Here is a 15,313-nt window from a genome sequence, read left to right on the forward strand (position 1 = left end):
AAGGCAGAGAACAGGTGTCAGGAGTGCTAACGCCAGGTGATCAGGCACGCAAATCCTGACGGGGCAACTGCAGCGGATGAAAAATTTTCGTCCGAAAGCTAGTGCACCGCTGTCCGAAAGCTGGCGCGCGGCAACAGGAGGCCGCGCCGGGTCTCCGCTGCAGTCGAAGCACCTGCAAGCTGCGGTGATTGGCGAAGGTTTGATCCGGGTCGCGTAACCGACCGCGCCACCGGCATCGAAGTGTTCAGCTCGCACCGACGGTTTTTCAATTAAAATCAATATGATGAGAAGAATTCACCAAATCCGCGCAGTCAACAGGTCCGGAGAATATCGGCCCTGAGAGACCGTTTCCGGGCCTCCCGGCACCCATGCCGGTGCTCAGCCCATCTCGCATAACCCACGAAAACAACGGAAAAATCCGGCGGCAGCCGGATCGGGAGAACGCTTTCGCGGCGGCAAGTGGCGGAGCGAGAGTCCGCCAAAGCTTCTTCCGGCAGAGTCCCCACAGTTCTCGATGGTATTGCATTTCCAGCATGATAACTGCTTCTCATGCTCCTTGTGTTCCAGCGTAGTCCGCGCTACTCCCGCCCACAATGGGGGAAGGAACGGCGGAAGAGATGGGAGATTATTTGACGCGCAGGCCAGAGAAGGTACTGACGGCGCAGGCGGTACGCAATGCAACCACTCCAGGTAAGTATTTCGACGGGCATGGCCTGTACCTTCGCGTCGATGCCAACGGCTCCCGCTTTTGGGTGCAGCGCATCACCATTCGAAACAAACGATGCGAGCTTGGCCTAGGTTCGCCGTCGCTGGTAACGCTGGCCGAGGCGCGAGCGAAAGCACTAGAGAACCGAAAGCTTGCCCGTGCAGGGGGCGACCCGCTTCAAGCCAAGCGCGAGGCGCGGGCCGTTCTGACTTTCGAGGATGCCGCCCGCGAAGTTCATGCGCTTCACAAGCCGACTTGGAGAAACGAAAAACACGCAGCGCAATTCATCACCACGTTAGAAACCTACGTCTTCCCCCGGCTGGGCAAGTTGAAGGTACCAGAGCTAACGACGGCGGATGTGCTGGCCGTGCTGATGCCAATCTGGACCGAAAAGCCCGAAACGGCCCGCCGCGTGAGACAGCGTATCGGTACAGTAATGAAATGGGCGATTGGCCAAGGCTGGCGACAAGACAATCCTGCCGAAAATATAAGCCAGTCGTTACCCAAAGTGTCCAAGAAACAGGAACACCGCAAGGCGCTGCCCTATGGTGACGTTGCGCGCTGTATCAATGCGGTAAACCAATCGAAGGCCGGGAGGGTGACAAAGCTGGCCTTCGAGTTATTGGTCCTGACCGCCGCCCGCTCTGGCGAAGTCCGTGAAGCCCGCTGGGAAGAGATCGACTTAGCTACGAAGGTCTGGGAAATCCCAGCAGCTCGAATGAAAATGAAACGTCTCCATCGGGTGCCGCTGTCCCTGCGTGCCGTAGCACTGCTGCACGAGGCCGCAGCGCTGGGTAACGGGTCCGGACTCGTGTTCCCGGGGACCAAGTCTGGCCGTCCTCTGTCAGACATGACGCTATCCAAGCTCGTGAAGGAACTGGGCTTCAACGCTGATGTTCATGGGTTCCGCACATCCTTCAGAACATGGGTACAGGACCGTACTGATTTTCCACATGAGGTGGCTGAGGCAGCACTTGCGCACCAGACTGGAGATAGCTCCTCAAGGGCATATGCGCGAAGCGATGTGTTCGATAAGCGGCGCGAGATGATGGACGCTTGGGCAGCCTACCTGCTGGAGACGCAGGCAAAGGAACAGGCTGGTGGCTGAGACGGATGATGCTTTACGCGCAGTGATGGTCGACTGGCTTGCGCGCAGAGACGCCAGAGAGGCGGCCTTTCGCGAAATCAGGTTCGGTGAGAAGGGATATTTCCAACGCGCCGTTTGCGCCGTCACTCCCATGCTTGAGCAAGCGTTGGCCGCCCGGCCGAAGAGGCAGGTTGGTCAATCGTTTGTTGAAGTGTTGCCGATGCTTATGCGCTCCGAACAAGCGGAGGTCACGAATGAGACCGTCGAGCAACTAATTGAAAAGGCGGCAACCGACTTCTACAGCTACCAAGAGTTGGCGTACCTGGCTTTGAACCCAGTCTTCCTTCGCCATTTACCCGCATTGAGAGATTGGCAGCTGCAGACCTATCTTGGGTCAAGAAAGCCACCAGCTAGGCCACGGGGCCATCACACTAACGCCAATTACTTCCGTGATAACGCGATCTGCAATGCTATTACAAAACTCGAAGAGATCGGCTTTACCCCGTACCGGGGTAAGCTCCACACATCGACATGCGCCAGCGATGTGGTCGTCGAGTCATTGGCGCGATGTGGCCAGAACGTCTCCTACGATGCTGTTGCAAAAATCTGGCGAGGTCGAACTGGATTGAAGGCCAGTGCCGCGGGCACCGAGCTCGCAAACGACTTAGCCCAGCGATTGTTGAAGGTCCTGTCGGACTCTAGTCAGGCTTAAGGAGTCCGACGACGTGCCGGCACAGATGTTGGAAGACTTGCATGTACTTAGACATGCAGAGGAAAGCCGACATGGCCCAGAAACACTACCGCCGCCGCGCCGTTGAAGAGATCACCGGCTTAAGCCGCAGCACGATCTACGACCTGATGAGCAAGGGGCTGTTCCCGCGCCCGGTGAAGCTGACCGGCAAAGCGGTGGCGTGGCCGGAAACTGCCATTGCCAACTGGTTGAACAGCCGCCCCACCAACTCGGCATAAGAAAGCCGCCACCCGGTCTAGGGCGGCGGCGCGTTCATTTCATCGTTTGATCGCTTTGAAATGTATTGCCCAGCAGCCATGGCCGCAAGTCATGAGGCAACATATGGACAAGGCGACTGTCTACATGATCGCAAAAGTCGCGGGCATGGCACCGGATGGTGCGGACATGACCCAATACACCATTGATCAGACATCTGCTGCACCTACCTGCGCTCGCCGCGGAGCGGTCTTGCATCACGCCCCGCAACCTGACCCTTGGAAACACATCAGGGAGCTGACTGGCAATTTGCTTATGAAGGCGATTGAGGCCCGCCAATGACCGCCGTGACCCCCATTCCGCGCGACGCAGCTTTCCATAATGTCGAGGCCGAGCAGCAAGTGCTTGGTGCGCTCATCATGGCCGACAAGTTGGTCCCGATCGTGATGCGGCGCGGCGGTGCCACACTGTTTGCTGCCGATGCTCATGTCGAAATCTATCACGCCATCGAGACGCGCTATAAGGCGGGCGAACTGGTCAGCCCGGTCACCATAAAGGCGATGTTCGAGGGATCCGAGTGCTTGGAGTCGGTCGGCGGCCCCTCCTATCTCGCGCGACTGGCCGGCTACGCGATTTACACGACCGCCCCGGCGGTGACCAGCTTGGCCGACATGCTGGTCGAATACGCCCGCAAGCGGTCGCTTCAGGTCGCGCTGACTGAGGCGCAGGCCGATCTGGCGCGCGGCGATCTGTCGGCGACTGACATCGCAAACTGCCTTGAAGGCGCGCTGGTCGCGCATTCCATGGCCGTCGCCGCCGACCGGCCCACGTCTATGTTGGCCGCCGTCAATGAGGCCGTCGCACTCGCCAACGAGGCATATCGCGGCGAGACGAGCGCCGCCGTCAGCTTTGGCATCCCTCCCCTCGACGCCATCATCCCCGGCCTCTATCCGGGCGAGCTGACGCTTTTGGGAGGGCGGCCCGCCATGGGCAAGTCGGCCGTCGCGCTTACCATGGCCCTAAACGCGGCACGGGCCGGGCATGGCGTCGCCATCGCGTCCCTTGAGATGACGCCCGCCGCAATGGCCCAGCGCGCCCTGTCCGAGGCAACCGCCAATGCAGGACGCGCAGTCCCGTATCAGGCCATGCGGCGCGGCGACATGAGCGAGGAAGAGATGCGCGCCGTGGTCGAATGCGCGCAGGACGTGGCGCAGCTTCCGATCACTTTCTTGTCGCGGTCTTACAGCGACGTAAACGCGCTGGTTGGCGGCGTGCGTCAGATCGTCCGTGCCAAAGATAACCTGCGCCTCCTGATCGTGGACTATGCTCAGCTTCTGAAGGCCAAGGGGCGCGACCGCTATCAGCAGGTCACTGAAATCAGCCTCGCGCTCAAGGGCACGGCGATGGCGCTTAACATCCCGGTTCTCGCGCTGTCCCAGCTGTCCCGCAGCATCGAGAGCCGTGACGACAAGCGCCCGGTCCTGTCCGATCTGCGCGAGTCCGGACAGCTTGAGCAGGACGCCGACAACGTGCTGTTCTGCTACCGGCCGGAATACTACATGCAGCAGGAACAGCCCGACCCCTCTGATCAGGACGACATGGCCGACTGGCAACTCACCATGAACAAGGCGCGAGGTGTCCTCGAAATCATCGTCTCGAAGCAACGCATGGGCAGCATCGGCACGGCGCGCTGCATGTGCGCCCTGTCCACCAACAGCGTCTGGGGGGAGTGATGGGCTACAAGCACGTCGAAATGGTTCTCGCCAGCGCGATCACCGATCCGACGGAGATCGCCGTGCTGATCGCCCTAGCATCTCACACCGATCAACACTGGTCGTGTTACCCATCCATCGCACGCATCTGCCGGCTGTCCCGCTACAAAGAGCGTGCCGTTCAGACTGCGATTAAGCGCCTCCAAGCACGCGGCGCGCTGGTCGTCAGGACCGGAGGCGGCCGCGGCGGGGCGAGCCACTACACCATCATTCCGAGCGCCTTGAACCCCGCAGGAGATGCACCCCTCAAGGAGGAAAAACCCAGCAGCAAAAACACCGTTTGTGACAACGAAAATCCGCAGCAAATGCGCGAAACCCCGCATTCAATGCGCGAAAACCCCGCAGCAGATGCACCCGAATATATCAATAAACCAGTCAAGAATATGTCATCATCAGCACATGACGACGCAGCGCGTACGCGACGAGAGAAAATCCTGACCATCATCGGATGCGACACGAGCGGCGTCACCAAGGGGCTACGCTTCACCGGCACGACCGTCGACTTGGCCGAGGCCAAACGCTGGGACGAAATGGGCCTGTCCGAAGCGCAGCAGGACGGCGTCATCCGCGACATGCTCGCCAGGGCCCGGATCAAAGACCCCGAGTTTATCCCGTCTAGCTGGCGATATTTTACAACCGGCATGGCAGGCTTGGTTCGCGCCAAGGGCACCCCGCACGACAAGACCACTTCATCACCCAAGACCACCCTCGAGCAGCGCGCAGCGCGCCGCCGTGTCATCCTGGGAGGCTGAATTGTCCGTTGATCCGATCTTGACCGAGACCGAGGTGCTCGACTTGAACAAGCTCAAAGCCCGAGGCGCGATCCAGCCGCAGATCGCGCAGCATCTGAGCGTCTTATTCGCCACCCTCAAGCGGATCCTGATCGAGATGATAAGGTACGGCATGAGCCGGCAACGCAACGCTGCCAAGGTTGAGACTGAAAACATCCTGGCACGCCTCGCCGCCCTCAGCGCGGGCCATTTCGAGAGCAGCTCAGACAAGATCCGATGGAGGCATTTCGCCGCCCTGAACCACTATCGTGTCCGCCTATGCGCAGTTTCAGATGCCGCCCTCCCCCCCTCGACGCTGCAAGTGCCCGATAACTATTGCCACACATGGACGCGTCGCGATTTGCGGCTGGACGAATGGCGGCAGCTTCGAGCATGGGACCGGCACGGCCCGGCTAGGCGGCTGGTCTACGGATGGGTTATCCGCGATGGCCGATACGGGCGGTCGGGGCGCTGGAAGGTGCAAGGGGGTGCCGCGTGACCGGGGCTGAACTGGCGGCCATTCGTAAGGCCGCAGGTTTGTCGCAGACCGAACTGGCTGGACGTGTTGGCATAGGCCGCCATGCCGTCAGCTATTGGGAATGCAAACGAGAAGTGGAACGCAGCGCTTGGGCCGTAGAACGTATGGCCCAGGTGCTGGCCCTGCCGAATGGGCCCGTGGTCGTTCCAGTCAGGATCTCCTTCGTAGAGCGGCAACAGCATGGAACAACTCATCAAGATGCCGCAGTGCTCGCAATGCTGCAGGCGGTTGAAGATCGAATGAAGGCCATCAGGGCCAACCGGCGGGTACGATGCGGGGCCAAGACGCGCAAAGGCGCAGCTTGCCACATGAGATCAGAGCCAGGAAAGCGGCGCTGCAAGTTTCACGGCGGCAAATCTACGGGAGCAAAGACTGCCGAAGGGAAAGCTCGGATTGCAGAGGCTCAGCGCAGGCGCTGGGCAAAATGGCGCTCGGAACGAAGAAAATAAAGCTGCCGGGCTAAACAGTAATCAGACCGTTACCATTCCTTGCGATCACAGTCCTCTACATGGGGTGTTAGGGTCTGTTGACGTTTAAGGATTCCCATATTGAGCGCGAAGTGATTCAAGGTTGCCAAATGGAGGTGACCTTGATCCGCATGACCTTGACCGATCCGCAATGGGCGCTCATCGGCCCGCACTGCCTTGGCCGGGAATGTGATCCCGGTCGCACGGGCCCTGACCCTCGGCTCTTCGTCGAGGCGGTGCTGTGGATCGCCCGGACGGGCTGTCCGTGGCGTGACCTGCCTGAGGAGTTCGGTAAATGGAACTCGGTGTTCAAGCGGTTCCGCAGATGGGTTAAGGCGGATGCTTTCTACAGGATATTCAGAGCCTTGGCCGAAGACACCGACTTCGAATACGCCATGATCGACGGCACTATCGTCAAGGTCCACCGCCATGGACAGGGCGCAAAAGGGGGACTCAGAGCCAGGCCATCGGACGCTCGCGCGGCGGCGTGACGACCAAGATCATGGCCCTGGCCGACGCACTCGGCAACCTGATCGATTTCCGTCTGCTGCCGGGGCAGGCTCACGATCTGCGTGGAACAGCAGCGCTGCTCGAAGGGTTGACCTGCGGCCAGTTCCTCGCCGACAGGGCGTTTGATGCCGATTGGGTGCGAGACGCCCTAACCGAGAAGGGGATCGAGGCAGTAATCCCGCCAAAGTCCAACCGCCGCTTCCCGGCGGAGTTCGACCGCGACACCTACAAGTGGCGTCACCTGATCGAGAACTTCTTCGGGAAACTGAAGGAATACAGAGGGATCGCCATGCGGTGCTGCAAGACAGACAGCAGCTTCTCAGCCTTCGTCGCCATCGCTGCAACCATCATTCGGCTGCGGTGAACGTCAACAGGCCCTAGTTCTCTGAAACATTACTACCGAATAACCGAATGCTACTCTGACAGACAGCGCTTGTAGCACTCGGGACCCGCAAACGTCATTAGATCCAGTGGGCGTTGTTGCAGAATTCCTGACCGTCGAGGATTCACATGGTGAGTCCATGCGTTTATACGTGCACCATGAGCAAGCCGACCCCCGCCCGCTACCGCACGACGAACTGGTCCAGCTACACAGCTTCGCTTCGCAAGCGCGGGTCGCTGTTGATCTGGTTGGACAAGGAGATGACCTGGATCGCGCGGCATGAAGGAAGTCCCGGTCGCCCTGCGGTATTCTCAGATGCAGCAATCCAGTTTTGTCTTACCATCAAGGTCCTGTTCAGGCTGCCGCTCCGGCAAACGACCGGGATGGTGGCCAGCCTGCTTAAGATGGCAACCCTGAATTGGGCGGTGCCCGACTACACCACCCTGTGCCGTCGCCAGAAGATGCTGGCCGTCCAGATCCCGTATCGCCGTGCCGATGGCCCCCTGAACCTCTTGATCGACAGCACCGGGATCAAGTTTCTTGGTGATGGCGAATGGCAGGCCCACAAGCACGGCGTTCAGGGCCGACGCCAGCGGCGCAAGGTTCATCTGGCCATGGACACGGCCACTTCGGACGTTCGGGCGGTGGAGTTCACCCCCAGCAGCAGCGGTGACAGCCCTGTGCTGCCGGAGTTGCTTGACCAGATCCACGAAGATGAGGAGATCAGCACCGTGACCGCCGACGGCGCCTATGATACGCGCCGTTGCCACACCGCCATCATTGACCGGCAGGCCATTCCGATCATACCGATCCGCAAGAATGGTCGTCTCTGGAAAGAGGAATGCCTGGCCGCAATCGCGCGAAACGAAACCCTGCGTGCCACCCGGCTCTATGGGAGGGCGTTCTGGAAGCGCTGGACCGGATACCACGCCCGAAGCCGGATCGAGGCGAAGATGCATTGCCTCAAGTCTTTTGGCGAACGCATCGCCGCAAGAGACCCAGACCGCCAGACTGCCGAGATCCAGATCCGCATCGCACTGATGAACCGCTTCTCGGCCCTCGGAACGGCCGAAATCATCCGCGTGGCCTGAAGACGAAGGGGAAAGGGGCTCTCATGCCTCAGGCGTGAGTTACGCAACAACGCCCTTTGAAGGCGTGAAAAGCGCCGCTCCTTGCCATCTCTCTGCAATTCAGTAAACGCAAGCCAGGTCGTCGCGCCTGATGCCATTGGACGCCGGCATGCGCTGGCGTTTCCACACAGCCTAGGCCCTTAGCCGCCGTTCACGCAGGGCGCAGCAGAGGGCCGATCTCAGCCGAAAGCAGTCAAATGGCCATCTCCAAACGTGCGTCGCCTTGCGCCTCGCCCCGGTCATTGCCCTATCGGCGGTCTGAGCCCAGAAGTGGACATGGGCAAGCTAAGGGACATTGGCCCCTCAAGGCGGGCATGAACTCTTGAGGTTGGGCGGCGCGGACTCTCCAAGGCCTTGGGTGTAAAGGCGCTATCGAAAGCGCTCGGCGGGGGTGAGATGCGTCGGGTGAAACCAGTACTCGATCTCAGGCAGTTGCCCTGCGCCCCCGATCACTGCGTCAAGCACCTGTGGAATGCCTCCGTAGAATAAAAGGATCGCTCGCTCATAGCCCGCACGATCCCGGAACTGTGATAGAGTCAGAAGGTCTTTTTTGATGCCCTCGCGGCGTGCGTTACCTGGCTTGACCTCAATAACGCAATAATTGCCAGCCATTTGGCCGGGCGTGTGCACTAAGAGGTCGGGCGAGGCGATGCGAGCTTGAATCCGCGCCCACTGAGGATGGGCTCGCTTATCGACTTCGCCGTTAAGGGAAAATTGAGCCTCTGGTGGCCAGAACGATCTCATCTGATGATAGAGTTCGTAGCAGTAGACCCGCTCGCGATAGACAGGGTCACCGCCATCCACAGGTAACTGGAAATAGATGGCATCAATAGCTGCCGTGGCTTTCCGAATGATGAGGTCTAGTTGTTCCATATTTCTCTCGGTAATAGTAGCGATATTCGTCTTTTTTATAGGTAAGGCGAGCAACTCCATGTCTCTATGGATGGCGGATTTGCTTCATCAAGCCTTACGCATGAAGGGTCGTCTAGGTCGAGCGCAGATGCATCATCTCTACCGGCCTGATGACCCAAGCATCGGGTTTCTGTTCCCGGCAAGTCGTCAAACATGCCGCCTTGATCAGCTTTCTGCACCAACGTAGATATGGGTTACTAGCGGTTAAAGGCCGCGGGGCGCTATCATTCTGGTTCGTTTGTCGCGACGCACCAGATCCGGCTCGGGGACATAGTCGATCCGAGTCATCGGACGATATGCGCCCTCCGGCGCAAGCAACGGTGGTCGCGCTTATAACTGGATCAGCAGGAAGAGGGCGCGATGGTTGCCATTACCAAAGAAGCTGAGGGTTACCTCGAGGCGCTCGCGGACGAGATTACGATCTCCCCTACTAGATATGAGCAGGCGGTCGCCCGGTACGAGTCGCTAGGCAAGTGGCTGCATCGCGACGCTTCCAAGGTGAAACAGTACGACCCGCAGGTCTACTCGCAGGGTTCGTTCCGGTTGGGCACGGTCATCAAGCCCGAGGACGAAAATGGCCAGTACGACATCGACTCGGTTTGCGAGTTGGCCACCCTGACGAGGGGACAGTTGACCCAGTATGCACTCAAGGAACTGCTTCGGGTCGAGGTCGAGGCGTATCGCACGGCACAGGCAATGGTGAAGCCGCTCGGCGAAGGCCGTCGTTGTTGGACGCTTGAATATGCCGATGGCGCCCAATTCCACATGGATATCGTGCCGGCGCTCCCAAGTGGCGCGTCTACAAGGTTGTTGCTGGAGAGTCGCCAGCTAGACGCGCAGTGGGCCGGCACGGCGATCGCCATCACGGACAACAGGCACCCTCTGTTTTATCAGCCCACTACCGAATGGCCTCGTTCCAACCCGAAGGGCTATGCCAACTGGTTCCGTTCGCGTATGGCTGTGGCTTTCTCGCGCAAGCGCCGCAAGCTTGCCGAAGCGGCCCAAGCCAGCGTTGAAAGTATTCCCGAATACCGGGTTGTCACCCCGCTGCAACAGGCGATCATGATTTTGAAGCGGCATCGCGATCAGATGTTCGCGGAACGCAAGGATGTTAAACCGATCTCGGTGATCCTCACGACCCTGTCTGCCTATGCATACGAAGGCGAGGAAACAATCGGCCAGGCCCTCATTTCGATCCTGACCAAAATGGACCGCTTCATCGGCCTCGATGGCGTCCGGTTCTACATACCAAACCCGTCTGACCCCCTCGAGAACTTCGCCGACAAGTGGGCCGATCATCCGGAACGCCGGGCGGCGTTCTTTGAATGGCTGGAAACAGCCAGGCGAGACTTTTTCTATGCAGCGCAAGTGACCAGCCGTCAGGTGATCACCGACTCTCTGGCCCCCCGCGTCGGTCGTGGCCTAGCGGAGCGAGCTAGGGATCGTGCGGCGCCAAAGCCCGCTCCATCGCTCCTGCGCCCTGCCACTGCAGCGTCCGTAGCGGCTCCTGTACCAACCTTCCCTGCGGAGGCGCGTGTTCCGGGCAAACCGGCAGGGTTCGGTGGCATATGATTTGGTGGGTTTCGGATCCCGGCCGGGGCCTGTTGGAGCGACTTGCGATCGCTCGGCTGGAGCAGTCCACCGACTGGCTCCAGAACGTACGGTGGCGCCTTGACGGCCTGAAGTTGCTCTTGGATTTCGAAATCGTCGAAGTCGCTTCCAGATGGCGTCTTGTGATGCACTACCCGGACTTCTTCCCCTCCATCCCGCCATTGGTGTTCAACGCAGACGGCGAACGTCTATCCGGACATCAATATGGTCTATCAGGCGAACTTTGCTTGGAATTTCGGCCCGACAACTGGGAGCTCAGTTGGACAGGCGCGATGATGATCGAAAGCGCCCATCGACTCCTCGTGGGAGAAAGCGCCGAGCTGGCGGGACACGGGGTGCCGTCTGCTCACGCGGTATCCGAAGGCCAGCGTCTTCGAGGGACCTATCTCAGGCTGGTCATACCCGAGGAACCACTGAGACTGATCCAGGCCATGGGTGATGGCCACGTGGAGCCGATTGAGGTCGACGAGCACTATTATGGCGAGGCCGCGGTGGCTCATTTGACCGCCTTGGGTCCGGACGGTGATCGGATTTGGAAGCGGAGCAAGCCGGTCTTCACGGCATCCAACTACAAAGGCACCGCGATCCGTGTCCCTCGGGGGGTGAGATTTCCGGGACCGGTCTCCGAAAAGACCCTCGAGGTTTTCCTAAAGTCTGCGGGTATCACGATTGAATATCCGGCGTGGCCGCCTGCCACCTACCTGCTTGTAGATGATACAACCGCGTGGTTGGCGATGGTGTACCGCAAGGCGGGCGGCGGCGTCCGACATTACGGCTACGCCACGTTTGTTATCGATGCTGACCAACAACGACTGCCCACAGCGAACACGGCGCTGGCCGACAAGCGGATCGCGCTGATAGGATGTGGGTCACTCGGATCGAGAACAGCGGCAATGCTTGTGCGATCGGGTGCCCGGAAGCTCGAACTATTTGACGACGACATTCTCTCTCCTGGCAACCTAGTAAGGAACGAACTGGATTGGCGAAGTGTTGGGGCCCACAAGGCCAAGGCACTGCGAGCGCGGCTGTTGGAAATTGCCCCCGAGGCGAAGGTCACGGTGCAGATTGTGAACCTTGGCGGCCAAGAAAGTTCCGACTGGACCGCCACCGCGCTGGAAACGCTAGCCAACTGTGACCTAATCATCGACGCCACGGCGGACCCGACCGTTTTCGGCCTCGCCGCGGCGGCTGCGCGATTTAAGGTTCGGCCGATGGTCTGGGGCGAGGTGTTCGGCGGTGGGATCGGCGGAATAGTTGCGCGGTCCCGCCCCGGCCACGATCCGTCTCCTGACGTGGCGCGGCGCCAAATCTTGGCGTGGTGCGACGATAAGGGCGTTGAGTGGGAGATGCCCTCTCGGCAGGTGGAGTACGGCGTCCTTCGGGAGGATCAACCACCGTTGATCGCAGACGATGCCGACGTTTCCGTCATTGCCGGTCACCTCGCGCGTCTGGCGATCGACACGCTTCGAGGTGGCGGGAGCCAGTTCCCCGCGCCGGCGTATGCAGTCGGCCTCGGTGAAGGCTGGATATTCACAGCCCCATTCGATACCCACCCAATTACTTATACCGGCACGGACGGCTGGGACGCGGGATCGTCCCTCGACAAGGTCAAGCTGAAAGAGCTTGTGACCCTTCTCTTCCCCAAGCAGGCCCAAGATGCAGATCGCCCTCCCTAGGGTCTGTTGACGTTTAAGGATTCCCATATTGAGCGCGAAGTGATTCAAGGTTGCCAAATGGAGGTGACCTTGATCCGCATGACCTTGACCGATCCGCAATGGGCGCTCATCGGCCCGCACTGCCTTGGCCGGGAATGTGATCCCGGTCGCACGGGCCCTGACCCTCGGCTCTTCGTCGAGGCGGTGCTGTGGATCGCCCGGACGGGCTGTCCGTGGCGTGACCTGCCTGAGGAGTTCGGTAAATGGAACTCGGTGTTCAAGCGGTTCCGCAGATGGGTTAAGGCGGATGCTTTCTACAGGATATTCAGAGCCTTGGCCGAAGACACCGACTTCGAATACGCCATGATCGACGGCACTATCGTCAAGGTCCACCGCCATGGACAGGGCGCAAAAGGGGGACTCAGAGCCAGGCCATCGGACGCTCGCGCGGCGGCGTGACGACCAAGATCATGGCCCTGGCCGACGCACTCGGCAACCTGATCGATTTCCGTCTGCTGCCGGGGCAGGCTCACGATCTGCGTGGAACAGCAGCGCTGCTCGAAGGGTTGACCTGCGGCCAGTTCCTCGCCGACAGGGCGTTTGATGCCGATTGGGTGCGAGACGCCCTAACCGAGAAGGGGATCGAGGCAGTAATCCCGCCAAAGTCCAACCGCCGCTTCCCGGCGGAGTTCGACCGCGACACCTACAAGTGGCGTCACCTGATCGAGAACTTCTTCGGGAAACTGAAGGAATACAGAGGGATCGCCATGCGGTGCTGCAAGACAGACAGCAGCTTCTCAGCCTTCGTCGCCATCGCTGCAACCATCATTCGGCTGCGGTGAACGTCAACAGGCCCTAGTTTCATAGGTTCCAACTCAACCACATGATGTGCCGCGCGATATGTTCTCTGCTTGTTGTCCTGCTCGTGTTGGCGGGCGCGACGCAGCATGGGCAAAGTGCTGGCCCAGCCGGACTGCCGACCGATCAAGTTGTCGCTTCGATCAGCCATCCCGGCGACACAGCCGGGCATGAGCACGGTTATTCGGGAGAGCCTTCTCGGCACGATATGACCGATGCCTGTGCGATTGTATGTGTCGGCACACCTACGCTCTGGCTTGCTGCCGCGCAACTTGCGCCTGTTGAGACCGAGCATTCGCTGAAATGGCACTCTATAGCGGTGACACGTGAGGGCCGTCTGGTCGGCCCCGGATACCGCCCTCCGAAATCCATCTGAACACCTGATTTGCCGCACCTGTTCAAGGTGCCGAACATTGTTCGCCCCACGGGGTTTGATGGATTACTCATATGACATGCACGCTGAATCGCCGCGGCTTTCTGACCGCATCCGCTGCCATGGCCGCAGCTTTTGCCGTCCCGCGCACGGGCTTTGCGCAGCCAGCCGCGCTGGCATTGCAGGCAACGACGCGCACGCTTGACATCGATGGCCGCGCCGCCACGGTTTTCGGGCTGATCAACGGCAACGGAACGCCCGGGCTGACACTGGACCCCGGCCAGCGTTTCTTGCTGGATCTGACCAATGATCTGGCCGAGCCGACGATCATTCATTGGCATGGACAGATCCCGCCGAACGCACAGGACGGCGTTCCCGATATGCCGATGCCGCTGCTGCAGCCAAGAGAGACGCGTGCCTATGATTTTGAGGCCGCAGCAGGCACGCACTGGATGCACAGCCATGTGCCCATTCAGGAGATGCAGTTGCTGGCCGCACCCCTGATCGTCCGCCGCCCCGAGGATCTGCGAGCTGATCGGCAAGAGGTCACCATGTTCCTGCATGACTTTTCCTTCCGCCCGCCGGAAGAGGTGCTGGACGAAATCCGCTCGGGAAAGGGGCATGACGAGGCCGCCGAAGCCGAAATGTCGCAACCAGCCGATCCCCATGCCGGTCATGACATGGGGGGCGGCATGGCCATGAATGTGATGTCGGAAATGAGCGGCATGTCCATGCCCGGCATGACCGGGATGCAGATGGATCTGAACGACTTCGATTTCGATGCCTATCTGGTGAATGACCGCACCTTGAGCGACCCGGAAGTTGTGCGGGTAGAAAAGGGTGGCCGGGTCCTGCTGCGGGTCATCAACGGGGCTGCGGCCACGGTATTCTGGCTCGACAGCGGCGAGGTTCCGGGTCGGCTTGTTGCGGTGGATGGCCAGCCGGTGCAGCCCTTGCCAGGAACGCGCTTTGGTCTGGCCATGGGGCAGCGCCTGGATATCGAGCTTGACCTGCCCACCGGAGGCGGCGCATGGCCGATCCTTGCTCTGCGCGAAGGCGCGCAGGAGCGCACCGGCCTTATCCTTGCGACCGCTGGCGCCAAGGTGCCGGTCATGCTTGGAATGGCAGACGAGGCCGCACCTGCATTCGATATCGACCTTGCACAGGAAGCCGCCTTGCGGGCCGTTGCTCCGCTGACGGAACGAGTTGCCGATGCATCACCCATGGTGATGCTGGGCGGGCAGATGCAGCCCTATCGCTGGACCATCAACGACCGCGTGTTCGAGGATCGGATTCCGGTTACGGCCAAAACAGGCCAGCGGGTCGAGATCATGTTCCACAACATGTCGATGATGGGCCATCCCATGCATCTGCATGGCCATCATTTCCAAGTTGTCGCGATCAATGGCAGACGGTTTTCCGGTGCATTGCGCGACACGGTCTATGTGCCGCCCATGTCGATGGTCACGGTGGCGCTGGATGCGGGCAAGGCGGCGGAATGGATGCTGCATTGTCACCACATGCCGCATCTTGCCAGCGGCATGATGACGACGTTCGCTGTCTCGGCGTGACGGGAGTGACATGATGTTTCAGCGA

General features: G+C 60.1%; 12 protein-coding genes and 2 pseudogenes. 13 read left to right on the top strand and 1 reads right to left on the bottom strand.

Translation table 11 applies throughout. The features are described 5' to 3' along the window. Positions 1–617: 617 nt before the first annotated feature. The 9 genes and pseudogenes from AC2SGK_RS13020 to AC2SGK_RS13060 all read left to right on the top strand — a co-directional run bounded on the left by AC2SGK_RS13020 (position 618) and on the right by AC2SGK_RS13060 (position 8,269). Complete coding sequence (locus AC2SGK_RS13020; RefSeq protein ID WP_488323947.1) at positions 618–1,814, top strand: tyrosine-type recombinase/integrase; 1,197 nt, start codon at positions 618–620, stop codon at positions 1,812–1,814. Then, positions 1,807–2,505 carry a hypothetical protein gene (locus AC2SGK_RS13025; protein WP_488323948.1) on the top strand — a complete coding sequence of 233 codons (699 nt, stop codon included), beginning with the start codon at positions 1,807–1,809 and terminating at the stop codon, positions 2,503–2,505. Before AC2SGK_RS13020 ends, AC2SGK_RS13025 begins: the two co-directional genes overlap by 8 nt. A 71-nt stretch (positions 2,506–2,576) precedes the next feature. Then, positions 2,577–2,762 carry a helix-turn-helix transcriptional regulator gene (locus AC2SGK_RS13030; RefSeq protein WP_488323949.1) on the top strand — a complete coding sequence of 62 codons (186 nt, stop codon included), beginning with the start codon at positions 2,577–2,579 and terminating at the stop codon, positions 2,760–2,762. 315 nt (positions 2,763–3,077) lie between these two features. Further along, positions 3,078–4,472, top strand: coding sequence for a replicative DNA helicase (locus AC2SGK_RS13035; protein ID WP_488323950.1), 1,395 nt, complete (start codon positions 3,078–3,080; stop codon positions 4,470–4,472). Then, on the top strand, positions 4,472–5,263 hold the full coding sequence (locus tag AC2SGK_RS13040; protein ID WP_488323951.1) for a helix-turn-helix domain-containing protein: 792 nt from the start codon (positions 4,472–4,474) through the stop codon (positions 5,261–5,263). Before AC2SGK_RS13035 ends, AC2SGK_RS13040 begins: the two co-directional genes overlap by 1 nt. Positions 5,264–5,282: 19 nt before the next feature. After that, complete coding sequence (locus tag AC2SGK_RS13045; RefSeq protein WP_488323952.1) at positions 5,283–5,780, top strand: hypothetical protein; 498 nt, start codon at positions 5,283–5,285, stop codon at positions 5,778–5,780. Further along, positions 5,714–6,268 carry an HGGxSTG domain-containing protein gene (locus AC2SGK_RS13050; RefSeq protein WP_488323953.1) on the top strand — a complete coding sequence of 185 codons (555 nt, stop codon included), beginning with the start codon at positions 5,714–5,716 and terminating at the stop codon, positions 6,266–6,268. The genes AC2SGK_RS13045 and AC2SGK_RS13050 overlap by 67 nt, the downstream gene beginning before the upstream one ends. Before the next feature lie 149 nt (positions 6,269–6,417). Further along, positions 6,418–7,160 (top strand): annotated as a pseudogene (locus AC2SGK_RS13055) (IS5 family transposase). A gap of 176 nt (positions 7,161–7,336) precedes the next feature. Further along, positions 7,337–8,269: an IS5 family transposase gene (locus AC2SGK_RS13060; RefSeq protein WP_488323954.1), complete on the top strand. Its 933-nt coding sequence runs from the start codon at positions 7,337–7,339 to the stop codon at positions 8,267–8,269. A 408-nt stretch (positions 8,270–8,677) separates the two neighbouring features. Here AC2SGK_RS13060 and AC2SGK_RS13065 read toward each other — a convergent pair whose 3' ends face one another. Beyond that, a complete protein-coding gene (locus AC2SGK_RS13065) occupies positions 8,678–9,241 on the bottom strand; it encodes a hypothetical protein (RefSeq protein ID WP_488323955.1) in 564 nt (187 codons plus the stop codon). Positions 9,242–9,580: 339 nt separating this feature from the next. Here AC2SGK_RS13065 and AC2SGK_RS13070 point away from each other — a divergent pair, with 339 nt between their 5' ends. The 4 genes and pseudogenes from AC2SGK_RS13070 to AC2SGK_RS13085 all read left to right on the top strand — a co-directional run bounded on the left by AC2SGK_RS13070 (position 9,581) and on the right by AC2SGK_RS13085 (position 15,288). Then, positions 9,581–10,792 (top strand): nucleotidyltransferase domain-containing protein, encoded by a 1,212-nt coding sequence (locus tag AC2SGK_RS13070; protein WP_488323956.1) that lies wholly within the window; start codon positions 9,581–9,583, stop codon positions 10,790–10,792. A gap of 119 nt (positions 10,793–10,911) precedes the next feature. Further along, positions 10,912–12,507: a ThiF family adenylyltransferase gene (locus tag AC2SGK_RS13075; protein ID WP_488323957.1), complete on the top strand. Its 1,596-nt coding sequence runs from the start codon at positions 10,912–10,914 to the stop codon at positions 12,505–12,507. A gap of 78 nt (positions 12,508–12,585) precedes the next feature. Next, positions 12,586–13,328: pseudogene (locus AC2SGK_RS13080) on the top strand (IS5 family transposase). Positions 13,329–13,791: 463 nt separating this feature from the next. Continuing rightward, a complete protein-coding gene (locus tag AC2SGK_RS13085; RefSeq protein WP_488323958.1) occupies positions 13,792–15,288 on the top strand; it encodes a multicopper oxidase family protein in 1,497 nt (498 codons plus the stop codon). The last annotated feature ends 25 nt before the right edge of the window (positions 15,289–15,313 follow it).

The sequence above is a fragment of the Paracoccus sp. NIOT.M2S5SZ12 genome (assembly GCF_057748165.1).